8 protein-coding genes are annotated in these 14,270 nt (G+C 58.5%); 3 read left to right on the top strand and 5 right to left on the bottom strand.

Translation table 11 applies throughout. The features are described 5' to 3' along the window. Positions 1 to 26 precede the first annotated feature (26 nt). Positions 27 to 440 carry a hypothetical protein gene (locus ETAA8_RS17605; protein ID WP_145091061.1) on the top strand — a complete coding sequence of 138 codons (414 nt, stop codon included), beginning with the start codon at positions 27 to 29 and terminating at the stop codon, positions 438 to 440. 24 nt (positions 441 to 464) lie between these two features. Here ETAA8_RS17605 and ETAA8_RS17600 read toward each other — a convergent pair whose 3' ends face one another. The 5 genes from ETAA8_RS17600 to ETAA8_RS17580 are packed head-to-tail and all read right to left on the bottom strand — an operon-like array spanning position 465 to position 8,968. Then, complete coding sequence (locus ETAA8_RS17600) at positions 465 to 3,134, bottom strand: cyclic nucleotide-binding domain-containing protein (RefSeq protein ID WP_145091058.1); 2,670 nt, start codon at positions 3,132 to 3,134, stop codon at positions 465 to 467. Between the two features lie 6 nt (positions 3,135 to 3,140). Then, positions 3,141 to 5,072 (bottom strand): NADH-ubiquinone oxidoreductase-F iron-sulfur binding region domain-containing protein, encoded by a 1,932-nt coding sequence (locus tag ETAA8_RS17595; RefSeq protein ID WP_145091055.1) that lies wholly within the window; start codon positions 5,070 to 5,072, stop codon positions 3,141 to 3,143. 22 nt (positions 5,073 to 5,094) lie between these two features. Next, the gene (locus ETAA8_RS17590) at positions 5,095 to 6,471 is read right to left on the bottom strand and encodes a multiheme c-type cytochrome (RefSeq protein ID WP_145091052.1); all 1,377 of its coding nucleotides are present in this window, start codon (positions 6,469 to 6,471) and stop codon (positions 5,095 to 5,097) included. Position 6,472: 1 nt separating this feature from the next. Further along, on the bottom strand, positions 6,473 to 7,981 hold the full coding sequence (locus ETAA8_RS17585; protein ID WP_145091049.1) for a cytochrome c3 family protein: 1,509 nt from the start codon (positions 7,979 to 7,981) through the stop codon (positions 6,473 to 6,475). A gap of 6 nt (positions 7,982 to 7,987) precedes the next feature. Continuing rightward, positions 7,988 to 8,968, bottom strand: coding sequence for a hypothetical protein (locus ETAA8_RS17580; protein WP_145091046.1), 981 nt, complete (start codon positions 8,966 to 8,968; stop codon positions 7,988 to 7,990). A 204-nt stretch (positions 8,969 to 9,172) separates the two neighbouring features. Here ETAA8_RS17580 and ETAA8_RS17575 point away from each other — a divergent pair, with 204 nt between their 5' ends. Further along, positions 9,173 to 11,974: a serine/threonine-protein kinase gene (locus ETAA8_RS17575; protein ID WP_145091043.1), complete on the top strand. Its 2,802-nt coding sequence runs from the start codon at positions 9,173 to 9,175 to the stop codon at positions 11,972 to 11,974. 342 nt (positions 11,975 to 12,316) lie between these two features. After that, positions 12,317 to 13,432 (top strand): hypothetical protein, encoded by a 1,116-nt coding sequence (locus ETAA8_RS17570; protein WP_145091040.1) that lies wholly within the window; start codon positions 12,317 to 12,319, stop codon positions 13,430 to 13,432. The last annotated feature ends 838 nt before the right edge of the window (positions 13,433 to 14,270 follow it).

Below are 14,270 nucleotides of genomic sequence, written 5' to 3'. Positions count from 1 at the left end.
CATGGCCGATTCAACATGGATGTGAGATGACACTGCGACTAATTCTGCTGATGATTGTGTTATCGCTGTGTTTTCTATGCGCAGTCGACAACGCGGATGCGCAAGAGGTTCATGAACTGTCGGCCGATCAAGCAGCGGCGATCAACTTTGCCTATGGCGGTGGCGGCTTCGATTATCGCCAAGGAGATCACTGCCGCGCCGGGTTCGCGCAGTCGGTTCGAGCGCATGCGATTCCTGCGAACACGCGCTATTACGGCGGCTATTATGTCGGCGGCAGCGTTCCCCTCTTGGGCGAAGGCCGCCACAGTGACGAAGGAACCTTCGGCTGGGATTATTTCGGCTTTTTTCCCAAGCGCGTGGCGCTCAATTGGACGCACGGCCGCCGCGCGCAAGGGGGCGGGGGAACCTATAAGACGGACGGGCTCAAGCACGGCCATTAATGACCAGCGCTCTTGGCAGCTATTCTAGACCGGCCGATAACCTTCGATCTTCGCCAGTAGCTCTGTCCCGCTCATGCGGAACGCGGCGTTGTGCGGACAAGCGAAAACGCAACTGACGTCTTCATTGGGCCCCACGATTTTATGACAGAGATCGCAGGTGCTTGCGCGGTGCGAAATCGTCGCCTTCCCTTGCGACTGCTCGTGCATGTTGATGTTGCCATAGGGGCAATTCTTCGCGCACAGCCCGCAGCCGATGCAATGATCCTCGATTTGAATTTCTAGCCGCTCGCCATCGCGATGAATCGAATCGACGGGGCAGCCTACCAGGCAATAAGGGTCGGTGCAGGAGCGGCACGAACTGGCTACGAGCCATTTATCGAAGCGCAGGCCTTCGCGAATCAGCCGCGTGACGCCGTCGTGCGTATCGGAGCAAGCCTTCGTACATTCATCGCAGCGCGTACATGCTTCCAGATCGAGCACCAGCAAACGCTGGGCATTGTAAAGACCTTGTTCGGTGAACTCGCGCAGGATCGGCGTGTTGGTGGTTGGTCGGGCACCTGGTGTGGTTGCCGGCGGCGAGAAACCCTTCAACTGTTTAGCCCTTGCGAGCACAATCTTTCGCAGGGCAGGCACCTGCAAGAGCAACTGACGAAAGATCTGCTTGTCGACCCGCACCAGTTCGACGTCGTCCAGAGCGGTGCAGGTTGCCGTTCGCCGACTGGCATCGGGCTTCAGCGAGAGTTCGGTTTGCAGTTCGTCCCAATCGGCCACACAGGCAATTTCGCCGAAGGAGTGATTGGGACGGAAATAGTCGATCACGCGCTCTTCGCCCCCGATCGTTTGCGTCACGTTCACGTGGCCGATGCGAATGATGTAAAAATCTTCCGCCAGTTCGTCCTGCCGGCAGATCACCTGGCCGGGCTCGACGCGAATCAGGTCGACCTGCCGCTTGGGATTCGTCGCTGATACGGGCTGCCGACTCGCTTGATCCAGAAATCGCCGGCACGCTTCGAGATCTTCTTGCCCCAGTTCGCCAAACAGGCGGTGACTTAAGTTTCGTCCCGCACGCTGATGAACGAACTGCAGCACGTCGCGCAGCGCGCGGCCACGATAGACCTGATCTAACTCTTCACGAACGTGCGGGTGGCGCTGCAGTGCATAGAGCACATTGCGGCGAATTTCGTACACGACGCACGACGTCTTGGCGCGCAAGGTCGCCCTACGCGCCTGATGACTGATGAGCGTCATCTCGCCCAAGATGATGGCCTCGGTGCCGCACTCAAAGTCGGGCTGGCCAAGCTCCACGCTGGCGGTGCGCTTGGTTGTGGCTGAGGAGAGTCCGAAGTAGCTCCAAATTCCCCCGCTGGCACTTGGATTCGCTGTTGCGTCTGACTGCGCGTCGCGCGGATCCTGACGCCACCCTTCAAACTGGCCACTTTCCAGCAGGAACGCGGTAAAACCATATTCCCCCTTGCGACAAAGTTCGTCGCCCGGTTGGAGTTCCCAGCGGACAACCGAATACTGAAACCATTGCCGCTGGCGATAAGAGAGGTGGCCGAGATAGCGATGATTGGCCAGCGATGCGGGAGTTGCAGCTGACTTGCCGGGATGTCCTGAAAATAGCTTGCCCGTTGCACTGTTGGTTCCGCCGACTTGCTCCAGCCACCAGGCTGGTTCTTCCGGTGGCTTCACAATGGTGAGTGCAGTCGTGGGACAAGCGAGCGCGCATTCGCCGCACTCCACGCACGACGATTCACCCATCGGTTCGTTCAGGTCGAACCCAATCTCGGTGAGATATCCCTTGCCGGTGCGGCCGATCACGAAGTTCTGCTTGATGTCGCTACAGGAACGGACACAGCGATCGCACAGAATGCAGGCCTGATGATCGACCACGATCAGGGGCGAGGAGGTATCACGCTGCGAAGCGTTGTTGGCAAGCGGGGCGTGCCCATTAACTTTTGGCGAACCCTGGCTGCGACGCGGCGCGAGTCGAGTCCGCTCGATACCGAGCCCTTTCTGCTGGAGCTTGTCGAGGAGTTGTTCGAGGTCGCTCGCTTCGCCCGTTGCAGTAGCGGGTCGAAGCCCTGGCAAGTGATCGGCGGCGAGAAGTTCGACGAGCGTTTTCACATTCGTGCGCACTCGATTGCGCGCGGCCAATGCGACTTCGCGGGCTTTGGAGTCGTCGGTGGTACTAGCATCCGCCGGGCAGTCGAGCGTGTAGACCATCATTCCCGGCTGAACCGGCTGCAGGCAGGCAGGGACCAGTTTGTCCTGGACCGAAATTCGTCCGTTGGCATCCTGCTTCGCCACGGCAACCGAGCAGACGCGGCAGACACCTGCCGGATTGAGATGCGCAAGATGGCAGACGGTGGGAATGAAGTGTTCGCAGTCGCTGGCAGTTGCCGATTGCTGCTCTTGATTTTTGAGCGCATTGCGAGCATCGAGGATGGTTGTTTGCCTCGGCTGCGTGCGACCGGCCGCATCGAGAAAAATGATGTTTCCTTGCGAATCGACCGCGGGTGTAGCGCGAGGAACCGAAATTGACTGGCCGTCGATCGTCATCGTGACGAACTGCGCGTATTGCTTGGCAGTCGCATCTTCCGCCCGGATCAGCTGGCCGTTCAAGTCGCGCGCGAAGAGCCCTTCTTCTTCCCAGGCTCGTGCGATTTCATCGACAAAGATCTTAGCCGGCATAAGTACTCACTGCTCCGCGCGAACGTGACGTCGCACATCGCTGGGAAAATAAGACAACAAAGTACGCAGGGGATTAGGGGCCACGTTGCCCAGCCCGCAGATCGCTGTCTCGGCCATTGCCTGAGCCAAATCCAACACTCGCCCGCCCGGATTTGCGAGCAGGCTTTCGATCTCGGCAGCAGTCAGCCGTCCGGCTTGCAAGTCCTCGCCAATTTCGACCAGTTTGGTGGAACCAATGCGGCAGGGAACGCACTTGCCGCACGATTCGGACTGATAGAACCTGAGGCAAGCGACGGCCTGATCGACCAGGTCGGCATCGCTGGCATAGACGACGATGCCGCCGCCGAGCATCAAGTTCAGATCGCGCACCACGCCCAGTTCCAGCGGCAAGCGGCGGAGTTGAAATTCTTTGTCGCCGGCAGAAACAAGGCAATGGTCAGCCAGTTTTTGCCGCACGCGCGGGCTGAAAGCATCGAGCGGGATGGTCGCAGGTAAAAAACCAGCCGATGGTCCCGAAGTGGCGACCGCCTTAAGTGGCAGCCCGTCCTTGATACCGCCGCAATAATGGTCGATCAACTCGCCGAGGGTTATGCCGATGGGAACTTCGTAGACGCCGGGCTGGGCAACATCGCCGGAGACGGAGAAGAACCGCGCGCCTTGATAGTGGGGCGTGGCATTCTCTTTGACGGGGAGTGACTTGGGCTGACCGAGCGCCGAGTACCAGGCACCGTCGCTGTTGCCTTGCGTGAGAATCGCCGGAACCCAGGCGAATGTCTCGACGTTGTTGAGGAGCGTCGGCATGTCCCACAGGCCGTTCGTTTGCAATTCTGGCGGGCGATTGCGCGGTTCCGCGCGTTCGTCTTGAATAGCCTGAATGAGGGCCGTTTGTTCGCCACAAATGTAGCCACCTGGGCTGACGAATACTTCGAGCTCGAAGCCCAGTTCGGTGCCAAGGATACTCTTACCACAAAGGCCTAACTTGCGGGCGCGTTCAATCTCGGCGCGGACGGCGGCGATTTGCTCTTCGTACTCGTGACGAATGTAGATGTACCCCTTCTTCGCCCGTAGCAAGAGTCCGGCGAGAATCATCCCCTCAATGACCAGATACGGCGTGCGAAGGAAAATCTCGCGATCTTTGAAAGTACCGGGCTCGCTCTCATCACCATTGCAGACGACGTACTTGGTATGCCCTTTGGCCCGCAGCACTTCGTCCCACTTCTTCCAGGCACGACCACCGGCTCCACCCATGCCAAGCAGGTTGGCTGTCCAAAGGGCCGCGATGATCGGGTGAGCCGGTTTGTCGTCGCGCCCGGCGCTGGGCGGAGCGTCGGTTGGTTTGGCACGCGTGCTCGGTGGATTCTGCAGCACGCTGAGCCACTGGCGAAGGGCGGCGTAACGCTGATCGGCAGACTGCCCAGCGTAGGCATTCATCTTCCAAGTTTCGGCCGAGTGGGGAAGCAAGCCATCTTTGTCATCGGGCAGAGTATCCGCAGTTTCTGGAGTGGCTGATGCCATGCGGGCAACTATGTCGCTCACTTCAGCTGGTGAGCGGCCGAGAAGATTGCGCACGCAGTGATCGCCGCTGTTCGTATGCACGCGCACGGCCGGCGCACGATCGCAGCGGCCGAGGCACGATACTTCATGAATTGCGATTGTTGCATTCCTCTCGGCGACGCCCTGCAGTTGTTCGGTGATCTGGGCTGCGCCGCGGAGTCGGCAAGCCATATCGCGGCAAACGGCGACTTCGATCTGCGGCAGAGCTTTTCGCCCCTCAGCTTCCTCCGCCTCGCCGGCAAACAGGCGGAAGTGAGGATAGAAGCTGGCGACCTCTTGAATGCGATAGTGCGGGACTGCCAGGCGGTCGGCCAATTGACGCAGCGCTTGCCGCGGCAAATAGCCGTGCTCCGTTTGCAGTCGTTGCAGTTCCTGAATAATCATGCGGGCTGGGCCTGACTGGAGACTATCGCGAAAGTTGAAGGAGTGTGGCTTCGAGCGCGGTGAATGCCTGCTGAAGTTCTGTTTGGCGCGGGTCGAACTTGCCTGGGAAATCGTACTGCGTGGCCCCGGCGTGCTGCGCGAGGATATGCTGTAGTTGAGTGAGCGCAGCGTTAAGCCTTGTAGAGTCATCACCTGCGGGCAAATCAGCTGCGAACGCTTTGGCGGCGAGATAGATCTGCACCGCCGCGTCGCACGTTGGCAATACGTTTGAACCGGGGGCGCTTCGATTATCGCTGATGAGTCGCGCGATCACTTCAGCCCGCTGCTGCACGGTCGTGGGGCTGTTGATTCTGTCTAATAACGTAGTGGTCGGCGCTGGCTTAAGAAGAGTCGTCAAGCGGAAGGTTGGTTCACCGATAGGATGATGACATTCGCGGCAGTCGCGATTGGCAAATTCGGCCCAGGGGCCAGCGGGGAGTGCCGCGTTCGTTTCAGTTCGCGCTTGCTTGAGGGCCGCCAGTTGCTGCCGCTGTTGTCGTTGGCCAGCGAGCCAAGTATCGAAATGAAACGAACTGGGACTTGTAGCGATCTGTTTGTCATGGCGAGCTTGCTCAGCGGCTTCATCCCAATGTTTGGGAAGGTTGTCGAGATACGCGTGCAACTCGAAAGTCAGGCGCGGATGACCTGCGGCGATTAAGTCGTGATTCACGTCGTACAGGCGAGTGCCCATTGATTGCGGGCCCACATGGCACTTCACGCAGGCTGCTCCGCGATCGTTGAGCGAGCGCAGATCTTGAAAGCCCGTATGTTGAGCAACGCGAGCACGCTCGGGTTGACCACTTTCAGGCCAGGCTTTTGCATCGTGTGGTTCGATCCAGTCGCTGGCAGCGCCGTGGCACGATTCGCACGAAACACCTTGCCAATAGGCTGCGGGACTGTTTTGAAAGGTGAATGAGGTATTCGCGAGCGAACCGGCAATGGGCGTCGCATGGCAGCCGATGCAGGTCTCTTCCAGAAACTTTAAATAGACCGGCTCGTTGATGTGCTCGGCCTGATCCTGCTTCAGCTTGCGATACATCTGCACCGAACGCTCGGCATACAGCACATCAAACGCGCGTCGGTGCGGATCGGTGGCAGACCACAGTTGATAGGCGTTGTGCCAACTGGCCTTCGTTAGGTCCGTTGCGCCATGACAGGCCGTTGCCGAGCACGAGATGCGGCCAACGAACTGATGGGGCGAGTTGGGTGGCGACGAAGGACGGACAACTGCCTCATTGGTAACATCCGAGGCCAGTCGACTATCGACAGCAGACAGCGGGGCTACCGCTTCTTGACAACCGCTGAGCGCAGCGAGAAAGGCGAGCAAGGAGACAACGTTATAACACGGAGAAAGCTGCATTTTATTGCTTTCCCGCGGAGTGGTCGTGATAGCGGTGGCACTCGGCACAGTCGAAGCGCGCCGAACTTCGAAAATGACTATGTGTGCTCGTGGGAGCGTGGCATTGCACGCAGTTATCGATGTTCGGAATCATCACTTGAGAATCGTCAAGTTGCGTCTTCCCCTCGCCAGGCTGCGCATCAGCAGCGGCATGGCAGTCGCTGCACTTCGCCCAGTCGCGATGCGCGCCATGATCGAAGCGGGCCTGCAGCAACCAGCGGTCAGGAAACTTCGGCGGTGGGAAGTCGATCGGCTCGTGCAGGATCTTGGGTGGAAATTCTTGCTCGGTGTGGCACTTCAAGCAGGTGTCGTTGTACAGCTTGGTCTGCAACGCAATGGTTTGCGATTGATCGGCCAGGTTCTGGGCCAGGTTGTTGCCGGGCGTCTTGCCGGGAATAGGGGTGTTCGGTGACAAGTGAGGCAAACTCTGAGCGGTTTCTCCGGCCTGATGTTTCACTAAGCCAGCGAAAAGCGCTTCGCGAATCTCGTCCTGCTTCAGCCCGTGGCGAATGTTCAAGTTCAGCGGTTTGCCACTGGCCACCGAAGCGACGTCCAGCGGATGACACGCCTGGCAATGCTGCTCGAAGCGAACGGGCTGCATGTACTTGCCGCTTTGCGGTGAAGGCCCGTTACGATCGGGCTGATGGCACGACGCACAATCGAGCTGCACGGCCGTTGTGTCTGGTTGCCCCGGTGAGGTTTGGTATTGTTCCCGCAGCTCCGCAGCAATCCGACCAAGGGTCCAAGGCCCTTTCGACTCGCTGCTGTTGTTCGGCCACTGGCCCAGTCGCAAGTGAAGTTGATGGTTAAACTTGAACTGGTTGTCGTCCGTCTTCGGTAGCGAACGAAACTTGGGATGCGGTGGATTGGCCGCCGACGAGCAAGCAAAGTGAGAGACATTCGGCAGCGGATTTGTTGGATCGGTCCGAAGTTGGTGGGCGGCGATATCTGCATGGCAGATGGTGCAGGACTGGTCGTCGGGACGAGTCAGCTGTGCCGCATGTCCACGATGTTCTGCATGGCACGAGGCACAACTTGCCACATCGTCGGGCCGTTGGTTGGGATTATGCGGCGTGACGACGTGGCGCTCGTGACAACTGCTGCAACTGGCCTGCGAAATCTTATTTGCGTCAATAGTTTGCGAATGCTGAAAGCCGTTGAACGCGGAGGTCAGCAGACTCACCCCGTGCGAGTTGGCACCGAGCGGAACATAGTCGAGATGGCAGTCTGCGCATCGGCCGTTCGAGCGGGCATGCACCGCAGCCAGTGGCGCGGGCGATAGCTGCGCGACTGCCGGTTCGCTGCCCACAACAATCCAGCCGAGATAAGCGACGGCGAGAAACGAACAAACGGCCGCCCAGAAGAACTTACTGCGGACGAAGGCATCGCTGCGAGCCAGATAGCTCAGCCCAATGCGCAGGGCCCGCTGCTTGCTCGATTCTCGGTTCGATGGAATGTTGTTGGCCTTCATCGGTGATTAACTGTAACGCAGGGCGAACCAGATGTGACCGACCAGCAAGATAACGAGCGCCATTGCCAAGGGCAGATGAATACTCAGCCACCCATGCAGCCAAAAGTGCAACGACTGCTGCAAGTTCATTTGCCGCCGCCGCTCGCAGAATTGCTCGAGGCTGCTAACAACCACCTGTATCTCCGCTGTGTCGATGCGCCGTCGCAACTCTTCGAAGTACCAACTGCAGCGCTGCGAAGTGTCAAGCCGCCTCAGCGGACTGCGCCCCGTCAGCAAGAACGGCTCAATGTCTTGCACCAATGCATTCTGCAGAACCGCCGGCGCAACGATTTCTTGAGGCAACTCGCGATTCGGTCGAGGCGAGCGTTCCACGATGGTCCCCACTTGCCGCGGTGCGCCGGAAACCACAGTTCGCGTCGCGCCTCGTCGTAGATGCTTCTCAGCTCGATCGTTGAATGCAGCATTCTCAACCCGCAGGCCGACCAGGCGGCGAGCATCGGCGGCCAGTTGCTGGGCGACATCGTCTATTTGCGAGTGAATTGTTTCGTCAGGAACGAGTTCCAGCAAGCGGCGCGGAATGATGTTCTGCATATACAGGCCATAAATGCCACTGGCCGTCACGAGCGCAAATACTCCTGCCACCAGCGACGATAGCCAGCCCCCCCAATCGAAGCCGCTGTGCATGATGACCAGGGGTACGGCGAGTAGTCCCAGCCAGATGTGGGCTTTCATCCAGAATTGGGCCGAGCCCAGCCAGCGCGAGGTTCGAAAGAGGGAGGTCTTCCGTACGACGAGCAGACATTCGAACACGATGATTGCCGCGGCCAGCACACCATACGTGAGTCCGACCAGCGAACTGCCGCCAGGCCAACGATCGCGACCGTAACTGGCCACGGCGTACCAACTGATGGCGACTACGGTGGCCACGACCATCGCCACGAACCAGCGCAGGTGCAGTGTATAGAAGGCCTTGCGGTCGCTCAGCACAGCAGTACGTTTCTGGGAATGGTCGAGTGGCGGACAAATGCCTTCCAGCAGTCTGCAGCTGAAGGTGCCTGAGTCTAGCACAGAGCCAACTTTCGGGAAACTTTGATCCGAGGTAGCTGGGTGCTGGTCAGAAAACTCGATCAGGAAAATCCGTATTCCCACTCCATAGCGGACGCGGTTCGAACCTGCCGGTATGATAAGCCTATGTCCCAGCAACCTGCTCCCATCGATCAACTCATTGCCGAAGCCCGCGCAGGGAATCGAGCTTCATTGGAGACGTTGCTGGACCTCGCGCGCAGCCAATTGATGACGGCAACTCCCGCCGTTGGTTCCTCCGCAGTCGTCGATGCCGCCATCGCGCACGCGAAGCTCAATTTCCCCAGCTTTACAGGAACGAGCTCAGCGCAATTCACAGTTTGGCTGCACAGTCTGTTGCCAGGACAGCTAACAGGTTCATTCGCCAGCGATGCAACCTTGACTCCGCCGCGAGTTGCCGCTCGCCAACCGGTGGCCGAAAACAATAATCAGTCCGATATGACGTTGGCTAAACCGCCCCCCAAAGATAGCGGGCTGACTGGGACGAACCTATCTGATCTCACGCAGGCTTTGCCACCGACCAAAGCCAGCGCGCGTGTTCCGGAAAATGCACCGGCAGTCGCGTCCGATGCGACCTTGCCACCTCCCAAACGTCCTCTGCCGCCAGCCTCGGCCGCGCCGATAGAGACGGCAATGTCGATGCCGCCGTCGTTGGCAGCTGCCAAGCCCCCTGCGCGGCGATTTGGCAACTACGACCTGGTCGATACCATCGCCAAGGGAGGCATGGGAATTGTCTACAAAGCCAAGCACCTGAAGCTGAACCGAATTGTCGCCCTCAAGATGATTCTCTCTGGGCGTTTTGCGGACGATCTGGAGGTGCAACGGTTTTATTCGGAAGCGGAATCGGCCGCCCGCCTGCGGCACGCCAACATCGTGGGCATTCACGACGTCGGCGAGTGCGAAGGGCAGCACTTTTTCTCGATGGACTACATCGAAGGAAAAAGCCTGGCCGACTTGCTGAAGGATCAGGCCCTTAGTCCGAAGCATGCCGCGGAACTGATGCAGACGATATCGGCGGCCATGCACTATGCCCATACCGAAGGGGTGGTGCATCGTGATCTCAAACCCTCGAACGTGCTGCTCGATATTGCCGGCGTGCCGCTGATCACTGACTTCGGGCTGGCGAAGCAAGTGGAGGGTGGTCAGTCGCAAATGACGATGCAGGGAACGGTGGTCGGCACGCCCAGCTATATGCCGCCGGAGCAGGCAGCGGGCCGCATCGACGAAGTGAACGTGCGGAGCGATGTCTATTCGCTTGGGGCCATTCTGTACGAACTCCTCAGTGGCCGGCCTCCGTTTCGCGGTGCAAGCCCGTTTGAGACGATCAAGCAAGTTTTGGAAAATGAACCTGTGGCGCTGCGGATACTCAGCCCGGCCATTCCCCGCGATCTGGAAACCATTTGCCACAAGTGCTTGCAAAAGGAAGCCGAAAAACGCTATGCCACGGCGAAGGAGTTGGCCGAGGAACTTGGCCGTTTCCTGCGCGGCGAACCGATTCTGGCACAGCCGATTGGCCCAATTGCCCGCGGCTGGCGCTGGTGCAAACGCAATCCGTTTATTGCTGCGGCTTCCGCTGCTGCGTTGTTTGGACTGATGTCGGCACTGGCCGCTACCACCGTTGGCTATGTGCAAACGTCGGCGGCCCTTGCACAGTCCGAAGAAAGCCGTCGGCAAGCGATGGAGGCCGTCAACGACCTCTTCACGCAAGTCAGCGAGAACACCTTACTCAACAAGCCCGGCTTGCAGCCGCTGCGTAAAGAACTGCTCGGGCGCGCACTCAGTTACTACCAACGCTTCTTGCAGCAGCGATCGGGCGATCCGCGCGTGCAAGACGAACTGGCCAGCGCCCACTTTCGCATCGCGCTGATTACGGAGGCGATTGAATCGACAGACAAAGCCCTGCCGCTTTACGAGACCGCGCGCGAAATGCAGGAGCGACTCGTGCAGGCGACTCCCGACAACCCCGCGCGGCTAGAAGCATACGGCAACACACTCAACGCGCTGGGAACGGCGCTGGTCACGAAGAAGGATCATGCCACCGCGCAGCAAACCTACGATGCTGCTGCCCAGGTGCGGACGACGCTCACCAAGCTGGCTCCGGGGAATAGCGAGTATCAGCGAATGCTGGCCAATACGTACATGAATTTGGGTGTTTCGTTGCGCGGAGCAGGTAAACCCGAGGAAGCGCGGCAGCAGTTCGTGAAGGCGCAGGAAATTCGCACTGCTGCGTTGAAGAAAGATGCAGAGAATTGGAAGCTGCAGCGCGATTTGGGCAAAGGTTTTTACGGACTCGCGAATCTGGCGCGGCAGGCCGGGAACATGCCCGACGCGAAAGCGCAGTTCATTCAAGCAGCGGACTCGTTCGACCAGGTCGTCAAGCGCGATCCAGCTGATCTCGAAAATCGGCGACTCCTCTCGATCTGTTATCGCCTGCTTGGCGATTTAGCGAGTACTGATGACGTGCCTGCTGCGCGCGAGTGGTACGGTCGATCGCGAGCTCGGCTGAAGCCACTGGCCGAGCAAAACCCGGAAGTTGTTGACTATCAGGTGGAACTCGCCAGCTTGGAACTGAACCGTGGCTATCTCGATAGCGATGATGGCCAAGGCGCTGCGGCAATTGCCGCATTCACACAGGCCTGTGCAATTCTCACTCCGCTCGGTGAAGCGCCCTCAGCCTTGCCCCGTCATCGGCGCGATCTGGCTGTCGCGCTACGGGCCTTGGGTGCCGAACAAGTGTTCGCCGGTCAGCGCGAGGAAGGCCTCACCAATTTGCGCCGCGCACGTGACGAGCTGACCAAGCTAGCAACGGACTTTCCCGGCGACTCGGATTATGCTCAGCAGCTGCAAGAGATTGGAGATTTGCTCCGCGAAAGCGAATTGCCCTCTACGCAAAAAACGCTTACTGATTAGTGATAGCACTTGGCACATTCGAGCGATCTGAGCAAATCTCCACGTCCTGCAAAGCTTCGTGGCGCTCCCCGTCGATAAACGATAAGTCAGTCATTCTCGAAACGCTGACAGGGGTGATTGCTCGACTTAAAGCCTAGCCGCGAGTGTCGCATGCCGGGGAAAACAAACAGGCTCTTAGCAGCCTTATTACCCGTTGCACTTGCTGTCATGGCAAGCGCATCGGCAGTTGCGCAAAGCCAGACTCAAACGGAAAGCTCGACACCATCTGCTAGCGACGAGCTTGAGGCTACGTTTGTATCGGCTTCTACTTCTGTGCTAGCTCAACAACAGCCGCCAGCAGGCATGCCGTCGTTATCAACGCCCCGTTCGGGCGCGAATGCGCCTCGCCTTTCGCGCAGCCCAACCAACAACCGGCTGGCCAGTGCGCCGGATATGTTCGGCGATTACTTCCAAACCGGTGGCGACCTGAATTTTAGTCCCAATTTTGAAGGTGGGTCAGCAAACCAGTCGTTCGGAACCTTCACCGTTCCTTCTGCCGGTGGTAGTCGACGGGTTAAGATCGGTGAGAACAACCGAGCGTTACCGACCGATCGGCTAATTTTCTCTTACAGCCATTTTCAGAATGCCTTGCAGTTCTCCGAGACTCCATTCTTTGGGCCGGGAGGCCCGACGACACAACTGTTTCCCGTCGACCGCTATACCCTCGGCATCGAGAAGACGTTCTTCGACGGCACGTGGTCGTGCGAAGTTCGGATGCCTTTCCAAGGAGCGTTCGATTTTCAAGGCACCGGGATTGGCGGCAATGGTGGGCAAGTCGGCAACTTGGCGCTAATCCTTAAGCACCTGCTTTTTGTCGATGAAGAGTTGGCAATTGTCGCGGGGATGGGCATCGATACGCCGACCGGCAGCAACTTCACGTTGACCGACTTCGTAAGCTTCCCCTCGAGCGAGATCACTTTTCAAAACGACTCACTCCACTTGCTTCCTTTCATTGGAATGTTATGGGGCGGAGATCGGCCGTATTTCATCAACGCTTTTTTGCAACTTGATCTGGCCGCAAATGGCAATCGAATTGACGCTGGTCCCGTCGGTGGCCCCGCGACAACGCTCGGTCTGTTCAACGAACAAAACCTGCTGTTCGCGGACTTGGGGACGGGGTACTGGCTCTTTCAGGACGAGTTCAACGACGGACTGACCAGCCTGGCAGCTATCTTGGAACTGCACTACACCTCGGCCCTGCAAGATACGGATATCGTGGTCGGGAACGCGGGGACGCGGCCCATCACCTATACCAACAACTTCAATCGCTTCGACATTCTCAACGTCACCGCTGGTTTTCAGGCCCAGTTCAACAACGTGACCTCGGTTCGGGTGGCCTGCGTGGTCCCCCTCCTCGCGGGCGTCGACCGCCGCTTCTTCGACAACGAACTGCAAGTGCAGATCAATCACCGCTTCTAGCGCGATAATGACGAAGCGATAGGCGAAATCGAATTGAGAGCAGCAGGCAATTGGCATCGAGCATCATGATCTCGGTTGCTAAATCATCGGCAATTTTCCGATGAACCGTCCTCCGATTTGAGAACAGCTTGGCCGCGCGCGACTAATGATCGAGACGCACGCATGCCGTGGTGCTGGATCTTGTGGTGGGGTGGTGCGTGGCCCCATAGGTTTCGGAAGGGAGAGTCGCCAAGCGACAAGCTGTTTGAATGCGGACCACATCGCCGCTACCTACTGGTTGGGCGCAAAGTATGACATCTTCAAAGTGTACTTTTTCGCGATTTGCCTTAACCTCTTCTGTGAACTGGCCTTTCGAGCAACCAACGATGGTGCTGCGATCCCCAAAGTCTTGCTTTTCGTCGCTCATGCCCGCTGCGCGGTGGCGTGGCACTCGCCGCTACGCAAGGACGGCGTGCCATTTGCATTTGAATCCACAATGCCTGCCCCCAACGACCATCACGTTCAAGGAGGCAGTTCATGCAGAGGTTACGAATCAATGCGACCGTAGCGGGCGGTTTATTCTTATTGTCGAGTATCGCTGCTGCGCAAGACTCGGGACCGGGCCCCACAAACGGCTTAGGGAGTAAGCGATACGACGTAGTCATGTTTCAAGCCGGTGCGATCGAGCAAGGAACACTGACTTTCGAGCGCTCAAGCGCTGCTCCGCCACCTACAGTCCCAACCTCCGAGAACACTCAATCCGATGAAACGGGTGCTGGCAACGATACGACTGGAGTTACAGCGAATCCAACTGCAACCGGTGACAACGGGACCGTAGGAAATCCAAATGGCGCTCCAG

It is taken from the genome of Anatilimnocola aggregata, assembly GCF_007747655.1.
GTDB classification, from domain to species: Bacteria; Planctomycetota; Planctomycetia; order Pirellulales; family Pirellulaceae; genus Anatilimnocola; species Anatilimnocola aggregata.
The sequence above is the reverse complement of the archived record's forward strand: the minus strand, read 5'-3'. Positions and strand labels throughout refer to the sequence as shown.

What these genes read in the sequence shown, in the direction of transcription:
- ETAA8_RS17590 (WP_145091052.1), bottom strand. Translation starts at nt 6,471, where the DNA reads ATGCAGCTTTCTCCGTGTTATAACGTTGTCTCCTTGCTCGCCTTTCTC.
- ETAA8_RS17600 (WP_145091058.1), bottom strand. Translation starts at nt 3,134, where the DNA reads ATGCCGGCTAAGATCTTTGTCGATGAAATCGCACGAGCCTGGGAAGAA.
- ETAA8_RS17570 (WP_145091040.1), top strand. Translation starts at nt 12,317, where the DNA reads ATGCCGTCGTTATCAACGCCCCGTTCGGGCGCGAATGCGCCTCGCCTT.
- ETAA8_RS17605 (WP_145091061.1), top strand. Translation starts at nt 27, where the DNA reads ATGACACTGCGACTAATTCTGCTGATGATTGTGTTATCGCTGTGTTTT.
- ETAA8_RS17595 (WP_145091055.1), bottom strand. Translation starts at nt 5,072, where the DNA reads ATGATTATTCAGGAACTGCAACGACTGCAAACGGAGCACGGCTATTTG.
- ETAA8_RS17585 (WP_145091049.1), bottom strand. Translation starts at nt 7,981, where the DNA reads ATGAAGGCCAACAACATTCCATCGAACCGAGAATCGAGCAAGCAGCGG.
- ETAA8_RS17575 (WP_145091043.1), top strand. Translation starts at nt 9,173, where the DNA reads ATGTCCCAGCAACCTGCTCCCATCGATCAACTCATTGCCGAAGCCCGC.